At 60.9% G+C, this 25,378-nt stretch carries 23 protein-coding genes and 1 pseudogene; 11 read left to right on the top strand and 13 right to left on the bottom strand.

Features of this window, described 5'->3' with window-relative positions; all coding sequences use genetic code 11:
• Positions 1-51 precede the first annotated feature (51 nt).
• Entirely contained in the window at positions 52-2,460 is a 2,409-nt protein-coding gene (locus tag HU806_RS14870; protein WP_186612103.1) for a penicillin acylase family protein, read from the bottom strand.
• A gap of 193 nt (positions 2,461-2,653) precedes the next feature.
• Here HU806_RS14870 and HU806_RS26500 point away from each other — a divergent pair.
• Together HU806_RS26500 and HU806_RS26495 are read left to right on the top strand one after the other, a co-directional pair.
• Positions 2,654-3,025: pseudogene (locus HU806_RS26500) on the top strand (hypothetical protein); the annotation flags it as partial.
• A 392-nt stretch (positions 3,026-3,417) separates the two neighbouring features.
• Complete coding sequence (locus HU806_RS26495) at positions 3,418-4,023, top strand: aminoacyl--tRNA ligase-related protein (RefSeq protein ID WP_238350184.1); 606 nt, start codon at positions 3,418-3,420, stop codon at positions 4,021-4,023.
• Between the two features lie 43 nt (positions 4,024-4,066).
• Here HU806_RS26495 and HU806_RS14860 read toward each other — a convergent pair whose 3' ends face one another.
• Complete coding sequence (locus tag HU806_RS14860; protein WP_186612102.1) at positions 4,067-4,645, bottom strand: DUF6436 domain-containing protein; 579 nt, start codon at positions 4,643-4,645, stop codon at positions 4,067-4,069.
• Between the two features lie 108 nt (positions 4,646-4,753).
• On the opposite strand from HU806_RS14860, the gene bipL reads away from it, so the two are divergent.
• Complete coding sequence (gene bipL / locus HU806_RS14855; RefSeq protein ID WP_186612101.1) at positions 4,754-5,704, top strand: phospholipase BipL; 951 nt, start codon at positions 4,754-4,756, stop codon at positions 5,702-5,704.
• Between the two features lie 4 nt (positions 5,705-5,708).
• Here the strand turns inward: bipL and HU806_RS14850 are convergent, their stop codons facing one another.
• Positions 5,709-6,452 carry a DUF2059 domain-containing protein gene (locus HU806_RS14850; RefSeq protein WP_186612100.1) on the bottom strand — a complete coding sequence of 248 codons (744 nt, stop codon included), beginning with the start codon at positions 6,450-6,452 and terminating at the stop codon, positions 5,709-5,711.
• Between the two features lie 140 nt (positions 6,453-6,592).
• Between HU806_RS14850 and HU806_RS14845 the strand changes: the two genes are divergently transcribed.
• Positions 6,593-7,225 carry a 2OG-Fe(II) oxygenase gene (locus HU806_RS14845; protein WP_186612099.1) on the top strand — a complete coding sequence of 211 codons (633 nt, stop codon included), beginning with the start codon at positions 6,593-6,595 and terminating at the stop codon, positions 7,223-7,225.
• A gap of 2 nt (positions 7,226-7,227) precedes the next feature.
• Positions 7,228-7,719: a 2-thiouracil desulfurase family protein gene (locus HU806_RS14840; protein ID WP_186612098.1), complete on the top strand. Its 492-nt coding sequence runs from the start codon at positions 7,228-7,230 to the stop codon at positions 7,717-7,719.
• 155 nt (positions 7,720-7,874) lie between these two features.
• On the opposite strand, the gene HU806_RS14835 is transcribed toward HU806_RS14840, so the two are convergent.
• Complete coding sequence (locus HU806_RS14835) at positions 7,875-9,248, bottom strand: GTPase/DUF3482 domain-containing protein (RefSeq protein ID WP_186612097.1); 1,374 nt, start codon at positions 9,246-9,248, stop codon at positions 7,875-7,877.
• Positions 9,241-10,608: a DUF2868 domain-containing protein gene (locus HU806_RS14830; protein ID WP_186612096.1), complete on the bottom strand. Its 1,368-nt coding sequence runs from the start codon at positions 10,606-10,608 to the stop codon at positions 9,241-9,243. The genes HU806_RS14835 and HU806_RS14830 overlap by 8 nt, the downstream gene beginning before the upstream one ends.
• Before the next feature lie 77 nt (positions 10,609-10,685).
• Here HU806_RS14830 and HU806_RS14825 point away from each other — a divergent pair, with 77 nt between their 5' ends.
• Entirely contained in the window at positions 10,686-11,198 is a 513-nt protein-coding gene (locus HU806_RS14825) for a dihydrofolate reductase (protein WP_186612095.1), read from the top strand.
• A gap of 138 nt (positions 11,199-11,336) precedes the next feature.
• Here HU806_RS14825 and HU806_RS14820 read toward each other — a convergent pair whose 3' ends face one another.
• Positions 11,337-12,728, bottom strand: a complete 1,392-nt coding sequence (locus HU806_RS14820) for an L-cystine transporter (RefSeq protein WP_186612094.1) — start codon at positions 12,726-12,728, stop codon at positions 11,337-11,339.
• A gap of 242 nt (positions 12,729-12,970) precedes the next feature.
• Here HU806_RS14820 and pchP point away from each other — a divergent pair, with 242 nt between their 5' ends.
• Positions 12,971-14,026 carry a phosphorylcholine phosphatase PcpP gene (pchP, locus tag HU806_RS14815; RefSeq protein ID WP_186612093.1) on the top strand — a complete coding sequence of 352 codons (1,056 nt, stop codon included), beginning with the start codon at positions 12,971-12,973 and terminating at the stop codon, positions 14,024-14,026.
• Positions 14,027-14,246: 220 nt separating this feature from the next.
• Here the strand turns inward: pchP and ilvD are convergent, their stop codons facing one another.
• Positions 14,247-16,088: a dihydroxy-acid dehydratase gene (gene ilvD, locus HU806_RS14810; protein WP_186612092.1), complete on the bottom strand. Its 1,842-nt coding sequence runs from the start codon at positions 16,086-16,088 to the stop codon at positions 14,247-14,249.
• Positions 16,089-16,444: 356 nt separating this feature from the next.
• The gene (locus tag HU806_RS14805) at positions 16,445-17,641 is read right to left on the bottom strand and encodes a class I SAM-dependent rRNA methyltransferase (protein ID WP_025215997.1); all 1,197 of its coding nucleotides are present in this window, start codon (positions 17,639-17,641) and stop codon (positions 16,445-16,447) included.
• 185 nt (positions 17,642-17,826) lie between these two features.
• On the opposite strand from HU806_RS14805, the gene HU806_RS14800 reads away from it, so the two are divergent.
• From HU806_RS14800 to HU806_RS14790, 3 genes are read left to right on the top strand one after another with little or no spacing between them, the layout of a single operon-like run.
• Entirely contained in the window at positions 17,827-18,642 is an 816-nt protein-coding gene (locus HU806_RS14800) for an HDOD domain-containing protein (RefSeq protein WP_186612137.1), read from the top strand.
• 30 nt (positions 18,643-18,672) lie between these two features.
• Entirely contained in the window at positions 18,673-19,485 is an 813-nt protein-coding gene (gene mutM / locus HU806_RS14795; protein WP_186612091.1) for a bifunctional DNA-formamidopyrimidine glycosylase/DNA-(apurinic or apyrimidinic site) lyase, read from the top strand.
• A gap of 55 nt (positions 19,486-19,540) precedes the next feature.
• On the top strand, positions 19,541-19,861 hold the full coding sequence (locus HU806_RS14790) for a multidrug transporter (RefSeq protein ID WP_186612090.1): 321 nt from the start codon (positions 19,541-19,543) through the stop codon (positions 19,859-19,861).
• 23 nt (positions 19,862-19,884) lie between these two features.
• On the opposite strand, the gene HU806_RS14785 is transcribed toward HU806_RS14790, so the two are convergent.
• From HU806_RS14785 to HU806_RS14765, 5 genes are all read right to left on the bottom strand, one after another.
• Positions 19,885-20,136 carry a YfhL family 4Fe-4S dicluster ferredoxin gene (locus HU806_RS14785; RefSeq protein ID WP_186612089.1) on the bottom strand — a complete coding sequence of 84 codons (252 nt, stop codon included), beginning with the start codon at positions 20,134-20,136 and terminating at the stop codon, positions 19,885-19,887.
• 145 nt (positions 20,137-20,281) lie between these two features.
• On the bottom strand, positions 20,282-20,761 hold the full coding sequence (gene coaD, locus HU806_RS14780) for a pantetheine-phosphate adenylyltransferase (RefSeq protein ID WP_007897855.1): 480 nt from the start codon (positions 20,759-20,761) through the stop codon (positions 20,282-20,284).
• Positions 20,762-20,876: 115 nt separating this feature from the next.
• Complete coding sequence (locus tag HU806_RS14775; protein ID WP_186612088.1) at positions 20,877-22,472, bottom strand: GMC family oxidoreductase; 1,596 nt, start codon at positions 22,470-22,472, stop codon at positions 20,877-20,879.
• A 64-nt stretch (positions 22,473-22,536) separates the two neighbouring features.
• Positions 22,537-23,082, bottom strand: a complete 546-nt coding sequence (locus HU806_RS14770; RefSeq protein ID WP_186612087.1) for a twin-arginine translocation pathway signal protein — start codon at positions 23,080-23,082, stop codon at positions 22,537-22,539.
• 26 nt (positions 23,083-23,108) lie between these two features.
• Positions 23,109-24,539, bottom strand: a complete 1,431-nt coding sequence (locus tag HU806_RS14765) for a coniferyl aldehyde dehydrogenase (RefSeq protein ID WP_186612086.1) — start codon at positions 24,537-24,539, stop codon at positions 23,109-23,111.
• Positions 24,540-24,687: 148 nt separating this feature from the next.
• On the opposite strand from HU806_RS14765, the gene HU806_RS14760 reads away from it, so the two are divergent.
• Positions 24,688-25,359 (top strand): TetR/AcrR family transcriptional regulator, encoded by a 672-nt coding sequence (locus tag HU806_RS14760; protein ID WP_186612136.1) that lies wholly within the window; start codon positions 24,688-24,690, stop codon positions 25,357-25,359.
• The last annotated feature ends 19 nt before the right edge of the window (positions 25,360-25,378 follow it).

The following is a 25,378-nucleotide window of genomic DNA, read 5'->3' as shown; positions in this document are numbered from 1 at the left end:
AGCGCGTCATGAGCCTCCAGCGCCCGCATGGAATAAATGTAGGCCGCCGACTCAGGGCTCCGCTTTGGCGGGCAGAAGTTTCAAGGTGCCGCGAGTGTTGGCCGTGACTTCTTCCTCGGCCAGGTGCGCCTGGTGATACAAACCCTCGATGTAGGCTTCGGCCTGATCCTCGTAATGCTTGTCGAACGGCACACCGCTCTGGCCGACAGGGTTGATGGTCAGGCTGTGGGTCGGGTCGCCGAAGTCGATGATGCGTCGCGTGGAAGGGCCGTAGGTCACTGGCCAGGGCGCCGGGCCGATCTTGGCCGAGAGGTTGTTGGGCACTTCGTGGGTGCCGGGCGCTGCGAACGGGCCGACATTGAAAATCCGGTCCAGGGGTTTTTGCTGGCCCAATGGATGACCGTGGGCCAGGGTGTGGGCCTTGCCCCACTGCCATTGGCTTGCGTCTTCGCCCAATGTGGCCTTCAGGTGTACCAGGGTCTTGTTCCAGGCCTTGATCACCGTGTCGGCGCGGGTTTCGGTGCCCAATGTCGAACGGTCATCCCACCACGGCGAATCCTTCGCCTCAGCCAAGCGTGGCAGCGCGGCGTCGATCACGCGAGTCGACAGCGCGGTTTCGAAGAAACCATCGCCCAGCTCATCGCGCAGCGCAGCGTTGGCCAGCTCGAACAGGAACTGGTTGAACAGCGTGGCGCTGATGGAGTCCAGCGGGTAATCGCCTTTCCATGCACCCAGTTGTTCAAGCCATTTACGTTCCTGCGGGTCGCTGACGGTTTCGCGCAGGATCGGCAACAACGGCGCGAGCAGGCGCGGGCCATAGGCGGTGGTGGTACCCAGTTGCAATTTCTGGGTGGTCTGGAGATCCCACTTGGCCTGCTTGTCGCCCAACTGCTGGTCAAGTTGCTGGCCACGGTCGGGAAGATTGTAGTAACCCGCAATCTCGATCCCGCTGGCCGGCACCGGCTGGAAATTCGCCGAGAGAACGTAGCCACGGGCCGGATTTTCTTCCTGGGGATTGCTGCTGAAAGGATAGAAACCGTCTTTTTCCGCTTCTGCGCCGCTGCCGTCGAGGATGAAACCGGGCTTCACGCCAGCCTGCCGCTTGGGCAATTGCGCCGCAGCCCACCAGCCGATATCGCCCTTGGCATTGGCCCAGACCACATTCAGCCCCGGCGCATGGATCTTGGCCGATGCGCCGCGGGCCTTGGCGAGGGTGTCGGCGCGATTGAGCTGGTAGAAAGCCTCGAGGATCGGATTGCGGCTTTCCAGGAACCCCCACCACATAGCGACTGGGGTCTTGCCAGCGTTGGCGCCGAGGGCATCGTTGACGATCGGACCGTGGGGCGACTGGCGCAGCACCAGGGTTACGGGGGCCTGGCCCTTGACCGCGATCTGCTGTTCGCTGCGGGTCATGTCTACCCATTGGTCGCGGTACCAGACTTGTTCAGGGTTGTCCGGGTTGATCTTCTCGGCGATCAAGTCCAGGTCGTCGTTCTGGAACATGGTGATGCTCCAGCCGAAATCCTTGTTCATGCCCAGCGTTGCAAAGGGCACCAGCGCCTGATATTGGCCGTAGAGTTCAAAACCCGGCGCCGACAAGTGCGCCTCGTACCACACCGACGGCGCGGAAAAGCGAATGTGCGGGTCACCCGCCAGCAAGGGTTTGCCGCTGTGGGTGCGGCTGCCGGAGACCGCCCAGGCATTGCTCCCCTCGAACTGCGGCAGGCCGTTGTCGGCCAAGGCCTGCTCGCTCAGGTGCGCCAGGGCGTTGAGGTCGTTCCAGTCAAGGGTTGTCAGCGAAGGGCCGCTCGCGGGCTCTTTCTGAAGAACCCCCTGAGGCTGCCAATCAAGGTCGAAGATACTCAGGTAATCAGCACCGAGTTCGTCGCGCACGTAAGTCAGCAGCGGTTCGGTGCGAAAGGCGGCGGCAAAGCTGTACGCCATGTAGCCGACAATGCTGGCGGTATCTTCAGCGGTGAACGGACGCTTGGGAATGCCCAGTACATCGAACTCCAGCGGCCGGGCATGGGTTTGCTGATAAGTGTTGATGCCGTCCAGGTACGCCTGGGTCGCGATCCAGGCCGGGGACTGGCGATCCTGCTCGGCAACGTAGCTGGCGGCGCGCTCACGAATGCGCAGGCTGCGCATCAGCTTGTCGGTGTCGAGCAGTTTCGGCCCGAGGACCTCCGCCAGTTCACCGCGGGCGAGGCGGCGCATGATCTCCATCTGGAACAGCCGGTCCTGGGCATGGACGTAACCGAGGGCGCGATACAGGTCTGTTTCGTTCTCGGCGCGGATATGCGGCACGCCGCGCTCGTCGTAGCGCACCGTCACCGAGCCTTGCAGCCCTTGCACTTGAACCGTGCCCTGGCGGGTGGGCTGCTTGCTGTAGAGGTAGCCGCCCGCGACGATGACGGCGGTGACGACCAGTGACAGGAAGGCGATGAGGGTGCGTTTCATGAAAAATTCCATTTCCTAATTGCCGAAGGTTATCGATAAACAACGTAGAGCATTGATCTAAAACAAACAATAGCCCGTTAAGTGGCTAGATTCCTACAAGAACAAAACTTGTCTTAGGAAGCATCCCGCATGTCTATCGGAATTGCACTACAAGAATAGTGTTGCCGGTGCTTTCATATCTAATCTATAAAAGATGAATGGTTTTTCAATGCATTCTGGTCGGCGATTTGGGGCGCAGGTTAATGATAGTGGTGGAAGTCAGATGATAAGTGTCAAAGAGATAAGGGAAGACTTGGGAAGAATGAAGGCTAACTTATCCGCAAGGGGGCTAAGCTTTGATTTGGATCGGTTTCTTTCTTTATATGACGATGTGAAGTCGCATAAACAGAAGCTCGAGGAAATGCAGTGCAAGCTAAATGCAGTTTCTAAGATTATAAAAGATGGTCTATGGAAGGATGACTCTCAGTCGATGCTCTCCGACGCGTCAGTATTGAAGGGCTATATCCTGCGCGCCAAGGAGTCTTATAACTTGCTAATTGAGGAGTTTGATTTGCTTTCGCAGCAACTGCCCAATTGGACCTCCCCAGACGTACCTGTGGGGAAAACTGATGATGATAATTTAACCATCAAATATAAGGGGCAGATTCCAAAATTCGATTTTTCTCATAAGGACCATGTTCAGTTAGGTCAGGAATTAGATTTAATCGATTTTGATTCGGGTACAAAAGTAGCGGGTTCAAAATTTTATTTTTTGAAGAGTCAGGCTGTCTTTCTCCAGCACGCACTTAAGAGTTTTATTTTTAATAAGGCATTGAGTGCTGGATTCACACCATTGCAAACTCCGGATGTCTCTTTCAATCATATTTTGGAAGGTGTTGGCTTCGCTCCAAAAGGTGACGAAAGTAATACTTATGGTCTTGAAGGTCTGGATAAAAGTCTTATTGCTACTGCCGAGATTTGCGTTGCCGGGATGCATGCTGGGAAAATATTGACGAATCTAGGTTACCTCTGCTCTACATCGCTGAAAGTCATTGTTTTAGGCGTGAGGCTGGCGCTTCCGGGAGATCAAGTAAAGGGCTTTATAGAGTCCATCAGTTTGAGAAATTGGAGCTGTTTGTCATATGTAAACCGGAGGATAGTGTTAAATATCATGACAAAATTCTTGCGTTGCAAGAGGAAATCTATAGTGAGTTAGGCATTCCCTATAAGGTTGTAATAAATTGCACTGGGGATTTAGGAGCGCCAGCATATAAAAAGTATGATATTGAAGCTTGGATGCCAGGGAAAGGCATCGCCGGGGAGTACGGTGAGATTACTTCCGCCAGTAACTGTACCGACTATCAGGCTCGGCGACTGAATATCAAGTACAAAGATTCTGCTTCAAAAATTAATCGGTATGTTCATACTCTTAACGGTACTGCATCTGCGTTGGGCAGAACGATGGTGGCCATTTTAGAAAATTATCAGTGTGCTGATGGCTCGGTGAAGATGCCTGAAGCGCTGAAGCGTTACCTTGACTTTGACCAGATTGCGCCAGTGGTCAACGACTCCCATAGAGCATAAGCCTGGGCGGAGCAAACCCATCTTTTACTTGAGGTGGGTTTGCTCATTTGCTCGACTCAGCCCAAGGACAATAACAGCCCACCGCCAACGTGTGAGTAGCGTCAACTTTCCGGCCGACACTCAAAGCCTCGAGAATCGGTTCGATAAAGCTGTTGCTCGAGTTGCAAGTCAGTCCTTCGCTGTAAGGACCGAAATACGCCAGCTTGCCGCTGCGGTCCCAGATTGCCACGGCGGGGCTGGCGGGGATCTGTCCCGAGCCTGGCAATGCCGCCAGGGCTTTGAGATTGTTCAGAGTGCTCGGCAAGTGGCCTTGGCTGCCGCTTTTTTGTACAGCGAAGAACTCGACGCCCTGGGGTGCGTATTTTTCGATCAACTCGGAGAGGTGCTGCTGATTGCCGACATTGCATGGACAGGCCGGATCCCAGAAATGCACCAGGCGAATTGCGCCCGGGCCGGCCAAATCGGCAGGGAGGCTTAGAGGATCACCGGAAAAGACCGCCGTATGTTGGCTGAACGCCCGCAGGAAACGTCCCTGGAACCAGTCGTAGGCGAACCACAGCATGACGGCGCACCCTAGGGCGAGGAAGCAGGCAAGCAAGGTCGTGCGGTGGGGCGGGCGCATGGAGTCGTTCCTCTGAAGCCGCGTAGCTTGCCATGCCCGGCGCGACAGATGAATATCACACGTCTATAAAGCCTGTTTTCGCGCGATGCGCATTTGCCTGGACTATTGATGCCCGCCTCTTTCGACCCTGATCACCTGCGCGCCAGCCTGCAACCCTTAGCGCATTGGCAGCCGCTGTCTGTACAAGCGCAGGCCTACCAGCATTTTTATGGACTCGACTTTGCGACGCGCACCTTGCGCAGGGGGCTGGGCCGTTTCGAAATACCGGGATTCGAGCTGGTTAGCCAGGTCTGGTGGCCGGAAAAGGCCGTGGCGACGATGTTCGTCTTCCATGGTTACTACGATCACATGGGACTGTACCGGCACCTGATCGAATGGGCGCTGGAACAGCGGTTTGTGGTGATCAGCTGCGATTTGCCAGGGCATGGCCTGTCCAGCGGCGAACGCGCCAGCATCGGCGATTTCGCTGATTACCAAGCGACGTTGCAAGGTCTGCTGAGTGAAGCCCAGACACTGGGTTTGCCGCAACCCTGGCACCTGTGCGGACAGAGTACCGGCGGAGCCATCGTGGTGGATCATGTCCTCAACCACGGCGTGGACAGTCCGGCCCAGGGTCAGGTCATCTTGTTGTCGCCGCTGGTCCGGCCTCGGGCCTGGGGCTGGTCGCGCCTCAGCTATTACTTGCTCAAGCCTTTCGTGACCGGCATCGCCCGGCGCTTCAGCGAGAACTCCAGCGATCCGGATTTCCTGCCGTTCCTGCAGGCCGATCCGTTGCAACCGTTGCGCCTGCCCACCGCGTGGGTCGGTGCGCTGGGGCAATGGATCAAGCGCATCGAGGCGGCACCGAGCAGTTCGCGCCAGCCCTTGATCGTGCAGGGGCAGGCTGACATGACGGTGGATTGGCGGCATAACCTGCAAGTGCTGCGCGGCAAGTTTGATCGGCCACAGGTCTTGATGCTGCCTGAGGGGCGGCATCACCTGGCAAATGAAAGGCTGGCGATGCGCGAAGAGATGTTCGGGTTCTTGACCAAGCGGATGAGTGTGACCGGGCGAAGCTGAAGTTCTACTGCCCCAGGCTTTGCCCCACCGCCAACCCCGCCCGAATCGCCTCCAGGGCCGCTTTGTAATAAGCCTGGCCCTCGGCCGATTCGGCGAAGGTCGCGAATTCTTCCAGCTCGGTATCGCTCAAGTCGCGGTAGACGTACAGCAGCGTGTTGTTCAGGTCCGTGCCGATCTGGTCCATCAGGCGCTGGCGTTGGCCATTCAACATGCCTTGGGCCTGGCCGCCGCCGAGCAGGCCGGGAATCATCGAGCTCAGGCTGTCGGCCGCCACACCGGCGATGGCCAGGCTGACCTCGGCGCCGGCTTCGCGGGCGGGCAGGGCCTGGGCCAAGTGGCCGATGATCAGCAAGCGATTGTCGCTGGCCTGCATCTTGGGCAGGCCCTTGGCATTCTTCGCCAATTGATCGCGGCGGGTGGCCAGTAGCTCGGCTGCGATGATTTTACGGCCCAGCGGCGATTGAAAGAAGGTCAAGGCGGGTGTCGGGTCGGCGAGATTCTTGCGTAATTGCGCTTCGGCGCGCTGGTCCATGGCCTGGGGCGCAAAACGCTGGTTGCTGTTGTTCACCAGCGCCTGGAATACCGCCGGCGGCAGGCTGCTCTGGTATCGCTGCTGCGCGGCGTTCAAGGCGTCATTGAAATGCGCCCGTTGTTCCGGCCAGCCGGCGACCTTGTACAACTGGTCGTAGCTGTCTGCCCAGGCGGGCAACACGCAGAACATCAACAGTGAGAAAAGCAAACGGCGCATAGGGACTCCTGTCAGCAGCCGACTATTCTCCGTGGGGGGCGGGAACTTGTCGAGAATTCGTATCAAGTTCGTACGGCGTTGCTACTTCGGTCGGCCAACCTGCTGCGCGGCGCTGTCGGTTTTTCAGGCACAGGAATACTATGCGCGCCATGCAAATACCTTCTGATCATCCGTTGCTGTTACGTATCGTCGACGACCTGGCCGAGCGCGGTTGGTCGCAGCAGAATATCTTCCTGCCCGATGCGCTGACGCGCGCCCTGGCGACCGAGTGCCGCCAGCGCGCCGCCGAGGGCGAACTGGCTCCAGCTGCCGTTGGGCGCGGACCGTTTTCGGAGATCCGTGAAGGAATTCGGGGTGATCGCATCCAATGGATCGAGCCCGGCCAGGTGCAAGCCTGCGATCGTTATCTGGCGCTGATGGACAGTCTGCGCGAGGCCTTGAACCGTGGGCTGTTCCTGGGCCTGGAGGATTTTGAAAGCCACTTTGCCCTGTATCCGCCCGGCGCTTTCTACCTCAAGCATGTCGACCGCTTTCGTGATGACGATCGGCGCATGGTCTCGGCGGTGCTCTACCTCAACGACGCCTGGCTGCCGGAGCATGGCGGCCAGTTGCGCATGTACCTGGACGAAGGCGTGGAGCATGACGTGGTACCCACGGGCGGCTGCCTGGTGGTGTTCCTGTCGGGGGATATCCCCCATGAAGTCCTGCCGGCCACCCGTGATCGACTGTCCTTGACCGGTTGGTTCCGACGCCGCGGCAACGAGCTGTTCTGAACATGGAAAAGATTCTCGTCAGTCGCTGCCTGCTCGGCCATCGCGTGCGCTACGACGGTGGCGCGAGTGGCCCATTCGACCGGCTCCAGCAATGGCTCGACGAAGGCCGGGTCGTGCCGCTGTGCCCGGAAGTCGCTGGCGGCTTGCCCACGCCTCGGGCGGCGGCGGAGATTCCCGGCGGACAGGGCGCGCAGGTGCTCGACGGTAATGCGGCGGTCATCACCACGGCAGGCGAGGATGTCAGCGCGCAGTTTCTGTCGGGTGCGCATCAGGCGTTGGATCTTGTGCGGAAACACGGCATCCGCATTGCCGTGCTCAAGGCCAACAGTCCGTCGTGCGGAAACCTGCTGACCTATGACGGGACGTTCAGTGGTGTGAAAGTGCCTGGCGAGGGCGTGACGGCGGCGTTGCTAAGGCGCCATGGCGTCCAGGTGTTCAGCGAGTTGGAGTTGGTTGACGCGGCGTTGGCGCTCGATGCGTTGAGCAAAACGTAAAGGCGCACACGACCGCTCTTCGTGGCGAGGGAGCTTGCTCCCGCTGGGCCACGCAGTGGCCCCCAGCATTTTATCCTGACCCACCGCTGTGTCTGGTTTGGGGCTGCTGCGCAGCCCAGCGGGAGCAAGCTCCCTCGCCACAGGATTTGTGGCGTCTATAACTGCTCGGCCAACTGCTCGATCTGTTCCTGTCGCTCGGCTTGGCTCAGTCTTGGCTGGGGATTGAGCGACGACCATTGCGGATACGCCCGGGCCTTGCCCAGGGCCTCGGGCAGCTTGCCTTCGCGCCAGGTCTTGTCCTGGGGCGCGTCGATGCGGATGCTGTCCATCGCCGCATGGCCGCGCTGATTGATCGCTTGCAGCAATTGCCGCTGACGCAAGGCCAGCAGGCGCAGCACGTTGTCGTCCACCGTCAACTCCCGCTGGCCCTTGAGCTTGCCCATCAATCGGTTGCCATAGCTGCGTGCCGTTTGCAGCGCGCCGCCGGCAATCGCCCCGGCCAGGGCGGCGGCGCCAAGGGTCAGGCCACCGACCAGCAAGTCCACACCCGCCCCCGCCGCCGCGCCCGCGGCGATCCCGCCACCGACCCGTACGCCCAACTGTTTGAGTGTGTCGGGATTGAATAGATCATCACCCCAACGGCCATCCAGCAGCGGCAGATCGCTGGCGGCGGCGTCCTGGGGACGGAAGGCATACAGCTTGAGCAAGGCCTCGACGCAACGTTGCTCGCGCTGACGCACTGCGTCGCGCAGCTGGCTGATGGCCTGGCGCTCCAGGTCGGCATCGCTGGCGACGCTGCGTCGGCAGGCGGCGCAGTCGATCAGCAGTTCTGCGATCAACCGTTTTGCGCTCTGCTGGCGAGCCTGACGCTGGGCCTGTTGATCGACGATCAAGCGCTCCAGTGGTTCGCGTGCGCTTTCAAGCAGCAGTGCAAGGCTCTCATAAAGGCGCCGTTCGCCGTCCTCGGGCGGCGCGACGCTGTCGAAACGCACCAGCGCATGCAGGCCCAAACGCGCCAGGGCTTCGCGCCAGTCGGGTTCGCGATGGTGGGCGCTGCTGACGAAGTTGAGTACCGGCAGTAACGGTTTTCCGCAACTGGCGAGGACTTCCAACTCATCTCGGTATTTGGCGAGTACAGGTTCACGGGCGTCGATGACATACAGCCCGGCGTCGCTGGCGAGCAATTGCCGCAGCACCTTGGCTTCCTGTTCGAAGCGTTGCCTGGCCTCGCTGCCGTCGAGGAAACGCGCCAGGCGCGCCGGGCCGTCCAGGCGTTCACCGGGTCGTTCCAGGCGTTCGAGATAATCGAGCAGGGCGATAGCGTCTTCCAGGCCCGGGGTGTCGTAGAGCTCCAGCAACGGCTGGCCATCCACTGATAGGCGGGCACCTTCGACGTGCCGGGTCGTGCTCGGGCGGTGGGACACCTCGCCGAAGCCGACGTCCCGCGTCAAAGTGCGCAGCAGCGACGTCTTGCCGACATTGGTGTGGCCGACGACGGCGAGTTTCAATGGCTTGATGGAGTCAGTCATGGCCGGTCTCCAGCCAGTTCAACGGCGCACAGTCGGCGAACGGCAACTGCAATTGTTGCAGCGCGTTGTGCCAGTCCCCCAGGCGCTCGCCATCCAGCGCTTCGCCGGGCGGCGCCTGCAGCAACCAGACGCGGGTGGCGCTGGCGCTGCGCGCCAGTTCGGCGATCAACGCCAGGCTGCCGCGGTCTGGCGAGCGCCGGGGATCACAGGCAATCGCCAGACGCGCGGGTGGAAAGCGCGACAGTTGTTCGAGGAGTTTGTGGCGCGACTCGCGGCTGTCGAGGATGCCGGCGTTTTTCACCGAGTCCGGCAGCTTCGGCGGCCAGGGCCGATCATCCAGCTCGATCGCCACCAGCAGTGCGCCGTCACTCTCCATGGCACCGACGGCGCTTTCGATTTGATGCAACTGCGCGGGCGCGGCGTCGTTGACGCCCAGGCGTTCGCTGCTGGGCATCAGCCGTTCACGCAACTGGGCGTAGCCGGGCAGGTTCAAATCCAGGCGCAATGTGGCGCGACCGCGTCGCCAGCGCCACAGGCACAGCAACGCCAGGCCCAGGCGCGGCAGCAGGCCATAGACCAGCAGCACGCCGACCAGCCAGGCGGCCCAGGCCTGGCGGGCGCTTTCGATGTTCAATGCAGCGTCGCCGCTGGCGCGGATCATGTCCACCGTCGGCACGCTGAAACCCAGCAGTGCCGGCAGTGCGCCGAGGGCCTGGGTCATGGCGACGAATGTTTCGCTGCCCAGCAGGGTGGTTTCCCAGACGAAGCCATAGCGCCGGGTCGCCATCAGCATCAAGACGATCACCATTGCGCTGAGCATGGCCAGCAACCACAAACCGTTGACCAACACCCCGAGGGCCCAGCGATTGAGCTTGTGCCGTTGCAGCAACAGCAGGAGGGCCGGTGCCAGTTGGGCAGCCTTGGCGTCGCGGGCGAGTTTTTCGCTGAGCCACAACCACAGGCGACCCAGCGCAGCACCTTGTTCCCCTGCGAATATCAGGCCCAGCACCCAACCGATGAGCAGCACCAGATTCAATCCCAACAGACTGCCCAGGGCCCAGAACACGTTGACCGGCGCGCGTCCATCGCCAAGGGCTGCGAACCCCAGGCCGGCGCCGCTGACTGTGGCGAGCACCGCCAGCACCACTAGCGCCAGCCGCGCCCCTTGCAGCCAATGGCGCAGGGCCTGGACGAGGCCATCGCGTTCGGCCAGCGAGCGGGCGCGGTGGCGGATACGGTTGGACAAATCGCCTCCCGCCGCGCGGGCCAGGCGATTGGCTTCCTGGTCTTCAAGCGGGCCGGCGTGTTCTTCACGCAGGCGTACCGTCTCGGTCAACCAGAGGTTTTGCAGTTCAGTCACGAGGGCTTCCGTTGCTCGAATGAGGAATCAGCATAACCGCTGTGGCGCCAGTCCGGGCCTCTGGTATTCTCGCCGTCATGAAAAAAACTCTTCCCTTAAGCCTGATCGCAGCCCTCGGTGATAACCGGGTGATCGGCATCGACAACAGCATGCCCTGGCACTTGCCGGGGGACTTCAAATATTTCAAGGCCACCACCCTGGGCAAGCCGATCATCATGGGACGCAAGACCTGGGATTCCCTCGGCCGACCGTTGCCGGGGCGCTTGAACATCGTAGTCAGCCGCCAGCCGGATCTGATGCTTGAGGGGGCGGAAGTGTTTTCCACCCTGGAGGCAGCGGTGGCACGGGCCGAAGCCTGGGCGCGGGAGCAGGGCGCCGATGAGCTGATGCTGATCGGCGGTGCCCAACTCTACGGGCAGGCATTGGCACAGGCGGATCGGCTTTACCTGACTCGCGTGGCGCTGAGCCCGGAAGGGGATGCATGGTTTCCGGAGTTCGATCCGAGCCAGTGGAGGCTGGTCTCGAACCAGTCGAACCCGGCCGAAGGGGACAAGCCGGCCTACAGCTTCGAGGTGTGGGAGAAGCGTTGAGTCAGGCGTAGACCTTAGATCGTTCCCCACGCTCTGCGTGGGAATGCAGCCCGTGACGCTCCGCGTCACTGGACGCGGAGCGTCCCTTGAGGCATTTCCACGCAGAGCGTGGGAACGATCAATCTCCGGTGCCGCCGGTCAAGCGTGCACCAGTTCTCCATGTTCGTCAGCTTCCAGCAGCGCCTTATCGGTCTGCTGCATCACCTGGCTGGTAATCGCCCCGGCGGTGATCGAACCGCTGACGTTCAACGCCGTACGGCCCATATCGATCAGCGGCTCGACGGAAATCAGCAGCGCCACCAGCGAGACCGGCAGGCCCATGGCCGGCAGCACGATCAGCGCGGCAAAGGTTGCGCCGCCACCGACCCCGGCCACCCCGGCCGAACTCAACGTCACGATCGCCACCAGCGTCGCGATCCACACCGGGTCCAGCGGATTGATGCCCACAGTCGGCGCGACCATCACCGCCAGCATCGCCGGATAGAGCCCGGCGCAACCGTTCTGGCCGATGGTGGCGCCGAATGATGCGCTAAAGCTGGCAATTGCCCTGGGAATGCCAAGGCGGCTGGTCTGGGCTTCGATGCTCAGGGGAATGGTCGCGGCACTGGAGCGGCTGGTGAAGGCGAAGGTCAGCACCGGCCAGATCTTGCGGAAGAAACGCAGCGGGTTGATCCCGGCGGCGGACACCAGCAGGCCATGGACCAAGAACATCAACCCCAGTCCCAGATACGAGACCACAACGAAGCTGCCGAGCTTAATGATGTCCTGCAGGTTGGAACCGGCCACCACTTTAGTCATCAATGCCAGCACGCCGTACGGGGTCAGCTTCATCACCAGACGCACCAGGCGCGTCACCCAGCTCTGCAAGGTGTCGATGGCGTTGATCACTTTCTGGCCTTTCTCGGCGTCATCCTTGAGCAGTTGCAACGCCGCGACACCGAGGAACGCGGCGAAAATCACTACGCTGATGATCGATGTCGGCTTGGCCCGAGCCAGGTCGGCAAAGGGGTTTTGCGGAATGAACGAAAGCAGCAATTGCGGGATATTCAGGTCGGCGACCTTGCCGGCGTAGTCGCTCTGGATCACTTGCAGGCGCGCCAGTTCCTGGGTGCCCGCCACCAGGCCCTCGGCGGTGAGGCCGAACAGGTTGGTCAGGCCGATGCCGATCAACGCGGCGATGGCGGTAGTGAACAGCAGCGTGCCAATGGTCAGGAAGCTGATCTTGCCCAGGGACGAGGCGTTATGCAGGCGGGCCACGGCGCTGAGGATCGAGGCGAAGACCAGCGGGATCACGATCATTTGCAGCAACTGCACGTAGCCGTTGCCCACCAGGTCGAACCAGCCGATCGAGGCCTTGAGCACCGGGTTGCCGGCGCCATAAATCGTGTGCAGGGCGATACCGAACACCACGCCCAGCACCAGGGCCAACAGCACTTTCTTGGCCAGGCTCCAAGTGCGGTGACGGGTTTGTGCCAGGCCGAACAGCAAGGCGAGGAAAACCAGCAGGTTGAGGATCAGCGGCAGATTCATCAAAAGAGACTCCGATAAGACGTGCCAGTCGCCTGAAGCCGCGACTGTGAGCCGGGAAGCCTAACAGCCTGATATGTAATGAATTAATACTAAAAAGGCATGTTGATTGTCGTTTATGGAATAAGGACCTGGCGTTTGCGGGTATGCCGCTGGCGTGATCAGGACGCAAGCGGTCGCGGCTGGGCGAGGACTGTCACGCGCATTTGTTAGCGTCGAGCTCTTTGAACCCGGGAGAAATGCCGATGAAGCTCGCACCTCGTTTTCTCGCTGTCGTCTTGAGCCTTGGCCTCGCTGGCCAGGTACTCGCCACCGAACTCAAGCACTGGCCGGCAGAGCAGGCCAAGGCATTGGACGCGATGATCGCGGCCAATGCCAACAAGGGTAACTACGCGGTGTTCGACATGGACAACACCAGCTATCGCTACGACCTTGAAGAGTCGTTGTTGCCGTTCATGGAAAACAAGGGCCTCATCACCCGGGAGACCTTGGACCCGTCCTTGAAGTTGATGCCGTTCAAGGACACGGCCGACCACAAGGAAAGCCTGTTTAGCTATTACTACCGTCTGTGCGAATTGGACGACATGGTCTGTTACCCGTGGGTGGCCCAGGTGTTCTCCGGCTTCACGCTCAAGGAGCTCAAGGGCTATGTCGATGAGTTGATGGCGTCCGGCAAACCGGTGCCGACCACTTATTACGATGGAGACAAGGTGGTCCAGTACAACGTCAACCCGCCGAAAGTCTTTACCGGCCAGGCCGAGCTGTACAACAAGCTGATGGAAAACGGCATCGAGGTCTATGTCATGACCGCCGCTTCCGAGGAACTGGTGCGCATGGTCGCCTCGGATCCTAAATATGGCTACAACCTCAAGCCGCAGAACGTGATCGGCGTGACCACGCTGCTCAAGGACCGCAAGACCGGCGAGCTGACCACCGCCCGCAAGCAGATCACCGCGGGCAAATATGACGAGAAGGCCAACCTTGGCCTGGAGTACACGCCCTACCTGTGGACCCCGGCGACCTGGATGGCCGGCAAGCACGCGGCGATCCTGACCTACATCGATGAATGGAAAAAGCCCGTGCTGGTGGCGGGTGATACGCCGACCAGTGACGGCTATATGTTGTTCCATGATGTAGACGTGGCCAAGGGCGGTATCCACTTGTGGGTCAATCGCAAGGATAAGTACATGAAGCAGATAAACGAAATGATGGCCAAGCACGCGGCGGCCCAGGCCAAGGAAGGGTTGCCGGTGACGGCGGACAAGAACTGGGTGATCGTCAAGCCTGAAGATATCCAGTAACCCGGATCAGTTACCACTTCCGTGGCGAGGGAGCTTGCTCCCGCTCGGCTGCGAAGCAGTCGTGAACCGGCGGGTGCGGTGTTTCTGATGCTCCGCATTTGCCAGGTTTTAGGGCCGCTTCGCAGCCCAGCGGGAGCAAGCTCCCTCGCCACGGGAATATCGTTGGTCCAATAAAAATGCCCCGCACTTGGCGGGGCATTTTTATTATCGCTGTCGACGCTTACAGCCCGTCGAGCATCGCCTTGTTGCGCACCGCGCCTTTGTCGGCGCTGGTGGCGAGCAGGGCATAGGCCTTGAGGGCTGTGGTGACTTTGCGCGGACGCACTTCCACCGGCTTCCAGCCTTTCTTGTCCTGCTCGGCCCGGCGTTCGGCCAGTTCTTCATCGCTGATCAACAGGTTGATCGAACGGTTCGGAATGTCGATCAGCACCTTGTCACCATCGCGCACCAGGCCAATGGCGCCGCCCGCGGCGGCTTCCGGCGAGGCATGGCCGATGGACAGGCCCGACGTGCCACCGGAGAAACGGCCGTCGGTGAGCAATGCGCAGTCTTTGCCCAGGCCCTTGGATTTCAGGTAGGAGGTCGGGTAGAGCATTTCCTGCATGCCCGGGCCGCCCTTCGGGCCTTCGTAGCGAATGATCACGATATCGCCAGCCTTCACTTCATCGGCGAGGATGCCGCGCACGGCGCTGTCCTGGCTTTCAAAGATCTTGGCGTTGCCTTCGAACACATGGATCGACTCGTCGACGCCAGCGGTTTTCACCACGCAGCCGTCCAGGGCGATGTTGCCGTACAGCACGGCCAGGCCGCCTTCCTTGGAGTACGCATGCTCGACGCTGCGGATGCAGCCGTTTTCACGGTCGTCGTCCAGGGTCTCCCAGCGGGTCGACTGGCTGAATGCGGTTTGCGTGGGGATGCCCGCCGGACCGGCCTTGAAGAAGTGATGCACGGCCTCGTCGGTGGTCTGGGTAATGTCCCACTTGGCGATGGCGTCGGCCATGGTCTTGCTGTGTACCGTCGGCAGGTCTGTATGCAACAGGCCGCCACGGGCCAGCGACCCGAGGATGCTGAAGATCCCGCCGGCGCGGTGCACGTCTTCCATGTGGTACTTCTGGATGTTTGGCGCGACCTTGCACAGTTGCGGCACGCTGCGAGACAAGCGGTCGATGTCGCGCAGGTCGAAATCGATCTCGGCTTCCTGGGCGGCGGCCAGCAAATGCAGGATGGTATTGGTGGAACCGCCCATGGCGATGTCCAGGGTCATGGCGTTTTCGAACGCCTTGAAGTTGGCGACATTGCGCGGCAATACCGACTCATCGTTCTCGCCGTAGTAGCGCTTGCACAGCTCGACGATGGTCCGGCCGGCCTGCAGGAACAACTGTTCGCGATCGCTGTGGGTGGCCAGCGTCGAACCGTTGCCCGGCAACGCCAGGCCCAGGGCCTCGGTCAGGCAGTTCATCGAGTTGGCGGTGAACATGCCGGAGCAAGAGCCGCAGGTCGGGCAGGCGCTGCGTTCGTACTCGGCGACCTTCTCGTCGGAGGCGCTGGAGTCGGCGGCGATCACCATGGCGTCGACCAGGTCCAAGCCGTGGCTGGCGAGCTTGGTCTTGCCGGCTTCCATCGGACCACCGGAAACGAAGATGACCGGGATGTTCAGGCGCAGGGCGGCCATGAGCATGCCAGGGGTGATCTTGTCGCAGTTGGAGATACAGACGATGGCGTCGGCGCAATGGGCGTTGACCATGTATTCGACCGAGTCGGCGATGATCTCGCGGCTCGGCAACGAATACAGCATGCCGTCGTGGCCCATGGCGATGCCGTCGTCCACGGCGATCGTGTTGAATTCCTTGGCGACGCCGCCGGCGCGTTCGATTTCACGAGCGACCAGTTGTCCCAGATCCTTGAGATGCACGTGGCCCGGTACGAACTGGGTGAAGGAGTTGGCAATGGCGATGATCGGCTTCTTGAAGTCGTCATCCTTCATCCCCGTGGCGCGCCACAATGCGCGGGCGCCGGCCATGTTGCGGCCATGGGTGGATGTCTTGGAACGATAATCAGGCATGGAGCACTCCGGGCGGCTAATCAGGTACTTATCAGGTATCAATGGGGAAGTGAGCTTCTGTTGACGTCCGGAACACCCGGGATTGGCGGTGTGTCCGGAAGTGGCCGATGACTGTGCAGGATCGCTGCGCGCCTCAGCATGAGCTCATAAACCCGCCGGGGATGAATGGCGATGAATGTCGCGATTCTACACCGCTGGCGCCAGGATGAAATGACGCAAAGCGCTGATCGAGACCAATGTCGCGCCTGGAATGACGACTGGCAGCGTTCAGCCGCAAGATAAGCCGAACGGCATCGACCGGGGAAGTGCTCGCTATCGATCAGCGGGGCAGGGCCGTAGCCCCGTCCCGCCCGGCCTCAGCTATTAGGTAACAACCGGCAAGTGATGCTCTTGATATAGCGGGTTTCGGCGATTGCCGGGTGCACCGGATGGTCTGGTCCCTGGCCGCCGCGTTCGAGCAGTTGAATGTTGCGGTCCAGGTGACGGGCGCTGGTCAGCAGGATGTTCTGCAGATCGTCTTCGGGCAGGTGCATCGAGCACGACGCGCTGACGAGGATGCCGTCTTTGCTGAGCAGGCGCATGGCTTGCTCGTTGAGGCGGCGGTAGGCGCCTTCGCCGTTCTTCAGGTCTTTCTTGCGTTTGATGAAGGCCGGTGGGTCGGCGACGATCACGTCGAAGCGCTCTTCGCTGGCCTTGAGTTCCTTCAGGGCTTCGAAGACGTCGCCTTCGATGCAGGTCAGCTTCTCGGCGAAGCCGTTCAGCGCGGCGTTGCGCTCGACACCGTCGAGGGCGAAGGCCGAGGCGTCGACGCAGAACACTTCACTGGCGCCGAACGCTGCGGCTTGCACGCCCCAGCCGCCGATGTAGCTGAACAGATCCAGTACACGCTTGCCCTTGGCATACGGCGCCAGGCGTGCGCGGTTCATGCGGTGATCGTAGAACCAGCCGGTTTTCTGGCCTTCCATGACCGGCGCTTCGAACTTCACGCCGTTCTCTTCCAGCGCCACCCACTCCGGCACGAGGCCGAACACGGTCTCGACGTAGCGGTTCAGGCCTTCGGCGTCGCGGGCGGCGGAGTCGTTCTTGAACAGGATGCCGCTGGGTTTCAGCACCTGGGTGAGGGCGGCGATCACGTCCTCCTTATGCGCTTCCATGGTCGCGGAGGCGATCTGCACGACCAGGATGTCGCCGAAACGGTCGACCACCAGGCCCGGCAGCAGGTCGGAATCACCATAGACCAGGCGATAGAATGGTTTGTCGAACAGCCGCTCGCGCAGGGACAACGCTACGTTGAGACGATGCACCAGCAGCGACTTGTCCAGTGGCAGCTTCACATCTCGGGACAGCAGGCGCGCGCAGATCAGGTTGTTGGGGCTCATCGCAACGATGCCCAGCGGCTTGCCGCCTGCAGCCTCGAGGATTGCCTGGTCGCCGGCCTTGAAGCCGTGCAGCGGGGTGGCGGCCACGTCGATTTCGTTACTGTAGACCCACAGGTGGCCGGCGCGCAGGCGACGGTCGGCGTTGGCTTTGAGGCGCAGGCTAGGCAGGGACATGACGTCGCTCCGGAAAAAAGAGCGGGAGTATACCGTGTTGCGGAGATTGGCGGGCTTGAAGGACGATCGGTGGCCTGTATCGGATCCATCTTTAAGGGTTAGAATCCTTGCCTGGCCCAGAGTGCGTACCCATGTCCAAAGAGCTTACCGCCGAACAGATCCAACAGTCCCTTCAAGGCATCAGCGTGCCGCCCCAGCCGCAGATCATGGTGGATTTGCAGATGGAGCAGTACATGCCCGATCCGGACCTGGAGACCATCGCCAAGCTGATTTCCCAGGATCCGGGACTCTCGGGTGCCTTGCTCAAGATCGTCAATTCGCCCTATTACGGCTTGAGCAACAAGATCACCTCGATCCAGCGCGCCGTGAACCTGCTGGGCAGCCGCTCGATCATCAACCTGATCAATGCGCAATCGATCAAGGGCGAGTTGCACGATGATGCGATCGTGGTCCTGAATCGCTTTTGGGACACCGCCCAGGACGTGGCTATGACCTGCCTGACCCTCGCCAAGCGCGTCGGTCTGCAGAACGGTGACGAAGCCTACGCGCTGGGGTTGTTCCATGATTGCGGCGTGCCACTGATGCTCAAGCAGTTCCCCACGTACATGAGCGTGTTGGAGGAGGCCTATGCCAACGCCAGCGCCGAATGCCGCGTGGTGGATACCGAAAACCGCGTGTTCAACACCAACCATGCGGTGGTCGGCTATTACACATCCAAGTCCTGGCGCCTGCCGGATCATGTCAGCCAGGCCATCGCCAACCATCACAATGCGCTGGCAATTTTCAGCGACGAGTCTTCGCGCAATAACAGCCCGCTGAAGAACCTCTTGGCGATCCTGAAGATGTCCGAAAACATCTGCGCGTCCCATCGGGTATTGGGCAATCAGACCGAAGATCGCGAGTGGCAGTGCGTCGGGCCGCTGGTACTCGATTACATAGGGTTGTCGGAGTACGACTTCCAGACCCAGAAACAGGAAATTCGCGACCTGGCCACTCGTTGAGTGCCAACCGTCGCCTGACTCGAGAACCCCATGCCAGAACTGCCGGAAGTCGAAACCACTCGTCGCGGAATTGCGCCGCACCTTGAAGGGCAGCGGGTCAGCCGCGTGCTGGTGCGCGATGGCCGCTTGCGCTGGCCTATTCCGGAAGATCTCGACGTGCGGCTCTCGGGGCAGCGCATCGTTCAGGTGGAGCGGCGCGCGAAGTACCTGTTGATCAATGCCGAGGTTGGCACGCTGATCAGTCACCTCGGCATGTCCGGCAACCTTAGGCTGGTTGAAATCGGCATGCCCGCCGCCAAACATGAGCATGTCGACATAGAGTTGGAGTCCGGCCTGGCCTTGCGCTATACCGATCCTCGGCGCTTTGGGGCGATGCTCTGGAGTCTCGACCCGCTCAACCACGAACTCCTGATTCGCCTGGGGCCGGAACCGCTGACCGACCTGTTTGATGGGGAGCGACTTTTCCAGCTTTCGCGCGGGCGTTCGATGGCGGTCAAGCCGTTCATCATGGACAACGCGGTGGTGGTTGGCGTCGGCAACATCTATGCGACAGAAGCGCTGTTTGCCGCCGGGATCGATCCGCGTCGCGAGGCGGGCAGCATCTCTCGGGCGCGTTACCTGAAGCTGGCGATCGAGATCAAACGCATCCTCGCCCATGCCATCGAGCGTGGCGGGACCACGCTGCGGGACTTCATTGGCGGCGATGGCCAGCCCGGTTATTTCCAGCAGGAATTGTTCGTGTACGGGCGGGGCGGGCAGTCATGCAAGGTTTGCGGCACGGGGCTGCGGGAGATCCGCCTGGGCCAGCGTGCGAGCGTCTGGTGTCCACGCTGCCAGAGCTGATTCGTCCTACGGTCTATAGTCAGTAGTCATACTGTCTAGCCGAAGGATCGCCCCCATGAATCTGCTTCGACCTTTAGTTCTGGCACTCTCGCTGAGTGTCGGTATGCCTGTCCTGGCAAACACTGAGAGCGGTGACCCGCGCTATACCATCCAGAATCCGCCTGCCTTCGCCATGATCGGCGACTTGCTGATTGCCCGTCCGTTGCTACTCGCGGCCACCGTGATCGGTGCCGGGGCGTTCGTCGTATCGTTGCCGTTCACCGCGTTGGGTGGCGGAGTTGGCGACGCGGGGAAGGCGTTGGTGGTTGACCCGGCGAAAGCCACCTTCGTACGCTGCCTGGGGTGTATTGGAGAAGGGTTTGAGCGGCAGGAGTGAGCCCTGTAGGCTCGTCCGAAAACTCAAGCCTTGCCGGTAATCTTGCGGTATTTCTCCATCAGCTGTTCTTCCGTCTCCGGATGAGCCTCGTCTAGCGGGATGCAGTCCACCGGACAGACTTGCTGGCACTGGGGTTCGTCGTAATGGCCGACGCACTGAGTGCACAGGTTCGGGTCGATGACGTAGATTTCCTCGCCTTGGGAAATGGCTTCGTTCGGGCACTCGGGTTCGCAGACGTCGCAATTGATGCAGTCGTCGGTGATGATCAGGGACATGCAGACTCCGGCCGGGGCGTTGGGCCCGGGCAGTTGAAAACGAATAGGCGCAATTGTGCCGCAATCAAGAGCGCAGTGCACGCAGGGGCGATGGGCTGCGCCTGCTTGGCGGTCTGGCCGCGAAGTGAGTCGCGACCAGAGAGGGCTATTTCTTGAAGCGCAGGGTCAGCGCATCGGCCACGGCTGGGTGCACGAACTTGGTGATGTCGCCGCCCAAGGCCGCGATTTCACGCACCAGGGTCGAAGAGATGAAGGAATAACGCTCCGACGGCGTCAGGAACAGGCTCTCGACGTCCGGCGCCAATTGTCGGTTCATGTTGGCCAGTTGGAATTCATATTCGAAGTCCGATACCGCGCGCAGGCCCCGCAGGAACACGTTCGCGTTCTTTTCCTTGGCGAAATGCGCCAGCAGCGTCGAAAAGCCAACCACTTCCACGTTGGGCAGATGCTTGGTGACCTCACGCGCCAGCTCCACACGTTGTTCCAGCGGGAACAGCGGGTTTTTCTTCGGGCTGGCGGCGACGGCAATGATTACATGGTCGAACAGGCGCGAGGCGCGTTCGACCAGATCGCCATGGCCCTTGGTAATAGGGTCGAAGGTACCTGGGTACAACACTCGGTTCATCGCGTCGTCCTGGCGGGAGTCCGTTGGGGAGTCGGATGGTATCGCAGCCTTCTCGGTCGGCCAAGTCGGCTGTTGGGTAAGAACGCACTATAGACGTTGCGAATATTCGATATTTTCATGTTTTTTCCAACCGTTCGGCCAGGGCAGTCGCCAGTTGCGCGGTCAATCCATAGACCGACAACTGCGGATTGGCGCCGATGCTGGTGGGAAACAGCGAGCCGTCGTGGATCGAAAGATTGTCCAGTTGATGATGACGTCCGAGGCTGTCGGTCACCGCGGTCTTTGGCTCTTCGCCCATTGCGCACCCGCCCATGACATGGGCGCTGCCCAGGCGGGTGCGGTACAAGGCAAGGTCGAGTTCGTCGATCAGCATGCGAGCTTCGGCCAGGGTTTTCACATACCGCGCATCACTGTGCATTGGCATGACTGCCCGGGCTCCGCCGGCGAACTGGATCTCGGCCATGCTGTGGAATGCCCGGCGCAAGCCGTCCCAGGCATACGGCGAAACGTGGTAGTCGAGCACCGGCGTGCCGTCGCTGCGCAATTCGACGCTGCCGCCAGTGCTGTCCGGATGAAAGCCATCGCGTAGCAGCGCCAGCATGGCATGGGTATGAGGCAGTTGCGCCATGTGCAGGGCGTTTTCGCCGCCGAACCCGCCCAGCAGCGTAGCGGCAAGGGCCGGGTGCAGGGGTGGGACTTCGAGCTTGTAGGACATTTTGCCGGAGACGCCGTCCTGCCATTGGAAATGATCCGAATAAATTGACTGCGGCGCGCCGTAGAACGGGTTGATGACTTCGTCGAATTGCCCGGCGGACATGTTCACCAGATGCAGGAAGGTGCGCTTGCCAAGGCGTTTATGCGGGTCCGGCGCATCGGAGCGCAGCAGCAGGGCTGGGCTGTTGATGCCACCGCCGGCCAGTACGTAATGCCTGGCCCTGACGGTGATGCGCCGCCCGGTGGGCGCTACGCAGCGCTCGTCCATGGCTTGGCACTCCAGGCCGGCGACCGCATCGTTCTTGATGACGAGGCGCTCAACCCGCGCCAGGTAAAGCAGCGCGCCGCCCTTGTCCAACGTGGCGGGTATGGTGGTGACAAGCATTGATTGCTTGGCGTTGGTCGGGCAGCCCATGCCGCAGTAACCCAGGTTCCAGCAGCCGCGCACATTGCGCGGGATGACGTGCCAACTGTAGCCCAGGCGTTCACAGCCTTTGCGGATCACGTCGTTGTTGGCATTGGGTGGGATCAACCACGGCGCCACGCCGAGGCGCTGTTCCATCCGCTCGAACCAGGGCGCCATCTGCGCCGGGTCGTGCCCCTTGACGTTGTGCTCGGCCGCCCAGTGGTCGAGGGTTTGCGCCGGCGTGCGGAAGCTGGAAGTCCAGTTGATCAACGTCGTGCCGCCCACTGCCCGGCCTTGGAGAATGGTAATGGCGCCGTCCTTGCTCATGCGACCAAGGCCTTCTTGGTACAGGCTGGTATAGGCTTGGTCTTCGAGCAGCTTGAAGTCATGGCTGGTCTTGAGCGGGCCTTCCTCGATCAGCAAAACGTTGAAGCCGGCGGCGCTGAGAATTTCCGCCGTGGTGCCACCGCCGGCGCCGCTGCCGATAATTGCCACGTCCGCTTCCAGCGTCAGGTCCTCGGACAATTGCGCGCCGTTGTAGGTGGTCCAGCCACGGGCGAGGCCTTCGCGGAACGGGTCGAGTACGGGCATGCTCGGGCTCTCTTGTTGGCATGGGGTTGCGATGGGGCATTTTCAGGAGGGGCGTGCCTGGCTTTCAGATCGCTGGCGGCCCCGGATACCCGCAGTGGGCCCAGGACTCGGGCCGGCTGTACCAGGCCATCATGACCATTTGCAGCAACGAGCTGTGACCTTGGCGCAGCAGGCTCAGCGAGCTGTTTTCCCAGCGCGACAGAAAATCTTGGATGTCATGGACGCTGGCGTTTTCCCACGCGCCCCAGACTCCAGTCAGCGGTCCGCGGGTTACTCCCAGCGTGAGTACGTCGAATAACTGGCGCGTGAGCTTGAGCATGGACGGCGACAGATGCGCCAGTCCACGATCCAGGCTTTGCAGCGTGGCACCAGCGGCGGCGGGGATTGTTCCAGCCGCCACGGCGGCGTCCAGCATCACTGGAATGACGGCGTGCAAAAATGGCAGGTCGCTATCGCGCAGGGCCAACAATCCATTGGCCGGCTGACTGGACGAGCAACCGCTCAGGCTGGCGCCCACACCAACGGTTGCCAAAAAAGCGCTGGCGCCCAGGCTTAATTGCAGCAGGCCGCGTCGTGACAGGGCGGGCGTATCGGTCAGGCTTGGGTTCATTATTGTTATTACCCGGGAGACCATCGTTAGCGGATGAACAGCTTTTGGATCAGCTTCTGCAGCGGCTTGCCATAGGGCGGATAAATCAGCTTCGCGGCGTTGAATCGTTGTTTGGTCAGCACGCTCTTGGCCTTGCTGAAGGTCAGAAATCCCTCGTGGCCGTGATAATGCCCCATCCCCGAGGCGCCAATGCCGCCAAACGGCATGTCGTCCTGGGCCACGTGCAACAGGGTGTCGTTCAGGCATACGCCGCCGGAATGGGTGTGTTCGAGCACGCGATTCTGTTCGGCCTTGTTGTAGCCGAAGTAGTAGAGCGCCAGCGGACGTGGCCGCTGGTTAATGTAGGCAAATGCCTGGTCGAGGTGCTCGTAAGGCACGATGGGTAGCAGTGGCCCGAAGATTTCGTCCTGCATGACGGTCATGTCATCGGTGACGTTGAGCAAAAGGCTGTGGGCCATGCGTCGGCCCTGGCCCTGGTCGAACAACTCGATCAACAGCGCGCCCTTGCTGGTGGCATCGCTGATATAGCCGTTGAGTCGCGCCAGTTGTCGTTCATTGATAATCGCGGTGTAGTCCGGATTGTCGCTCAGCGTCGGATAGAACCCGCGAACGGCCTCGCGATATGCCTCGACAAACGCCCCGACACGATTCTGGGGGACCAGCACATAATCCGGCGCCACACAGGTTTGCCCGGCATTGAGGGTCTTGCCGAAGGCGATGCGCTCGGCGGCGTCCTTGAGTGGCACGTCGTCTGAAACGATGGCGGGAGATTTGCCGCCGAGCTCGAGGGTCACGGGGGTCAGGTTTTCAGCGGCGGCACGCATCACGTGCTTGCCGATGCTGGTGGCGCCAGTGAACAGCAGGTGGTCGAACGGCAACCTGGAGAACGCGACGCCGACATCCGCCTCGCCAAGCACGACGCACACCAGATCCTGGGGAAAGATCCGCGCCAGCAATTGCTTGAGCAACAAACCAGTGGCGGGGGTCGATTCGCTGAGCTTGAGCATCACCCGGTTACCCGCCGACAACGCCCCCACCAAGGGACCGATGGCCAGGAAAAGTGGATAGTTCCACGGCACGATGACCCCGACCACGCCCAGCGGCTGATAGACCACTTTCGCCGACGCCGGCTGGAAGGCGAGGCCGACCTTGCGCCGGGAAGGCTTCATCCAACCCTTGAGGTGTCGGCTGGCGTAATGAATGCCATGCAGGCTCGGCATCAGCTCGGCCAGCAACGTTTCGTCTGCGCTGCGGTGGCTGAAATCCTCGCTGATGGCATCGATCAGCGCCTGCCGTTCGTTGCTCAACAGTTCACGCAATGCCTTGAGCCATTGCAGGCGTTGTTCGGCCGGTGGCATCGGGTGAGCGGTGTAGGCTTGGCGCTGGGCGGCAAAGAGTGCTTGGAGTTCGTCCAGGTGCTGTTGAGACTCGTGCAAATATGCTACGTCGGCAGGCATGGCGGCACCGGATAATTGTTATAGTCGCTGCTTTCTAGAGTTTATGCTCTAAAAAGTCAAATGAGCGGTGGAAAATGGCTTGGGTTTTATCCTGTGTCCGATAGGTCGTAAGATGCCCTTCAATTACTTTTTCATTAAAGCCCAAGCCATGGCCCCACGAATAAAAACCAGCGAGCGCATCGTGCAGAACAGCCTGGAGTTGTTCAACCGGCAGGGCGAGCGCAGCATCAGCACCAATCACATCGCCGCCCACATGGACATGTCCCCGGGGAATCTCTATTACCATTTCCCCAACAAGCAGGCGATTATCGCCGTGCTGTTCAGTGAATACGAAAACCTGGTGGACAGCTTCCTGCGCCCGCCTCAGGGGCGGCTAGCCACGGTGGACGACAAGCGTTTCTATCTGCAGGAACTGCTATCGGCAATGTGGCGCTACCGCTTCCTGCATCGAGATCTGGAGCATCTGCTCGACAGTGACCCCGAACTTGCGGCGCGCTACCGACGGTTTTCCCAGCGCTGCCTGATTCATGGCACCGCTATCTACGAGGGCTTTGTTGCCGCTGGCATCCTGGAGATGGACCGCGTGCAGATCGAGTCGCTGACGCTCAACGCCTGGATCATCCTGACCTCCTGGGTACGGTTCCTCTGCACTACCCGGGAAAACTCCAGCCATCTGAGCGAACAGGCCATCAAGCGTGGCGTGTATCAAGTGCTCGTGCTGGAGGCGGGTTTCGTGACCGATCAAGCCCGCGAAGCGGTGAGTGCATTGTTCAAAGAATATTATGTCCCCCTGGCCCAGACCCTGGAGGAAGGGCAGTAGGATCGGACCCTCTGAACCC

Origin of the sequence: Pseudomonas sp. SWRI154 (genome assembly GCF_014268645.1) — a bacterium.
Classification (GTDB): domain Bacteria; phylum Pseudomonadota; class Gammaproteobacteria; order Pseudomonadales; family Pseudomonadaceae; genus Aquipseudomonas; species Aquipseudomonas marvdashtae.
The sequence above is the reverse complement of the archived record's forward strand: the minus strand, read 5'-3'. Positions and strand labels throughout refer to the sequence as shown.

What these genes read in the sequence shown, in the direction of transcription:
- HU806_RS14770 (WP_186612087.1), bottom strand. Translation starts at nt 23,082, where the DNA reads ATGAACCCAAGCCTGACCGATACGCCCGCCCTGTCACGACGCGGCCTG.
- HU806_RS14860 (WP_186612102.1), bottom strand. Translation starts at nt 4,645, where the DNA reads ATGCGCCCGCCCCACCGCACGACCTTGCTTGCCTGCTTCCTCGCCCTA.
- HU806_RS14840 (WP_186612098.1), top strand. Translation starts at nt 7,228, where the DNA reads ATGGAAAAGATTCTCGTCAGTCGCTGCCTGCTCGGCCATCGCGTGCGC.
- HU806_RS14870 (WP_186612103.1), bottom strand. Translation starts at nt 2,460, where the DNA reads ATGAAACGCACCCTCATCGCCTTCCTGTCACTGGTCGTCACCGCCGTC.
- HU806_RS14805 (WP_025215997.1), bottom strand. Translation starts at nt 17,641, where the DNA reads ATGTCCCTGCCTAGCCTGCGCCTCAAAGCCAACGCCGACCGTCGCCTG.
- HU806_RS14825 (WP_186612095.1), top strand. Translation starts at nt 10,686, where the DNA reads ATGAAAAAAACTCTTCCCTTAAGCCTGATCGCAGCCCTCGGTGATAAC.
- pchP (WP_186612093.1), top strand. Translation starts at nt 12,971, where the DNA reads ATGAAGCTCGCACCTCGTTTTCTCGCTGTCGTCTTGAGCCTTGGCCTC.
- HU806_RS14765 (WP_186612086.1), bottom strand. Translation starts at nt 24,539, where the DNA reads ATGCCTGCCGACGTAGCATATTTGCACGAGTCTCAACAGCACCTGGAC.
- HU806_RS14775 (WP_186612088.1), bottom strand. Translation starts at nt 22,472, where the DNA reads ATGCCCGTACTCGACCCGTTCCGCGAAGGCCTCGCCCGTGGCTGGACC.
- HU806_RS14760 (WP_186612136.1), top strand. Translation starts at nt 24,688, where the DNA reads ATGGCCCCACGAATAAAAACCAGCGAGCGCATCGTGCAGAACAGCCTG.
- HU806_RS14820 (WP_186612094.1), bottom strand. Translation starts at nt 12,728, where the DNA reads ATGAATCTGCCGCTGATCCTCAACCTGCTGGTTTTCCTCGCCTTGCTG.
- HU806_RS14785 (WP_186612089.1), bottom strand. Translation starts at nt 20,136, where the DNA reads ATGTCCCTGATCATCACCGACGACTGCATCAATTGCGACGTCTGCGAA.
- ilvD (WP_186612092.1), bottom strand. Translation starts at nt 16,088, where the DNA reads ATGCCTGATTATCGTTCCAAGACATCCACCCATGGCCGCAACATGGCC.
- HU806_RS14835 (WP_186612097.1), bottom strand. Translation starts at nt 9,248, where the DNA reads ATGACTGACTCCATCAAGCCATTGAAACTCGCCGTCGTCGGCCACACC.
- bipL (WP_186612101.1), top strand. Translation starts at nt 4,754, where the DNA reads ATGCCCGCCTCTTTCGACCCTGATCACCTGCGCGCCAGCCTGCAACCC.
- HU806_RS14790 (WP_186612090.1), top strand. Translation starts at nt 19,541, where the DNA reads ATGAATCTGCTTCGACCTTTAGTTCTGGCACTCTCGCTGAGTGTCGGT.
- HU806_RS14845 (WP_186612099.1), top strand. Translation starts at nt 6,593, where the DNA reads ATGCGCGCCATGCAAATACCTTCTGATCATCCGTTGCTGTTACGTATC.
- HU806_RS14850 (WP_186612100.1), bottom strand. Translation starts at nt 6,452, where the DNA reads ATGCGCCGTTTGCTTTTCTCACTGTTGATGTTCTGCGTGTTGCCCGCC.
- mutM (WP_186612091.1), top strand. Translation starts at nt 18,673, where the DNA reads ATGCCAGAACTGCCGGAAGTCGAAACCACTCGTCGCGGAATTGCGCCG.
- coaD (WP_007897855.1), bottom strand. Translation starts at nt 20,761, where the DNA reads ATGAACCGAGTGTTGTACCCAGGTACCTTCGACCCTATTACCAAGGGC.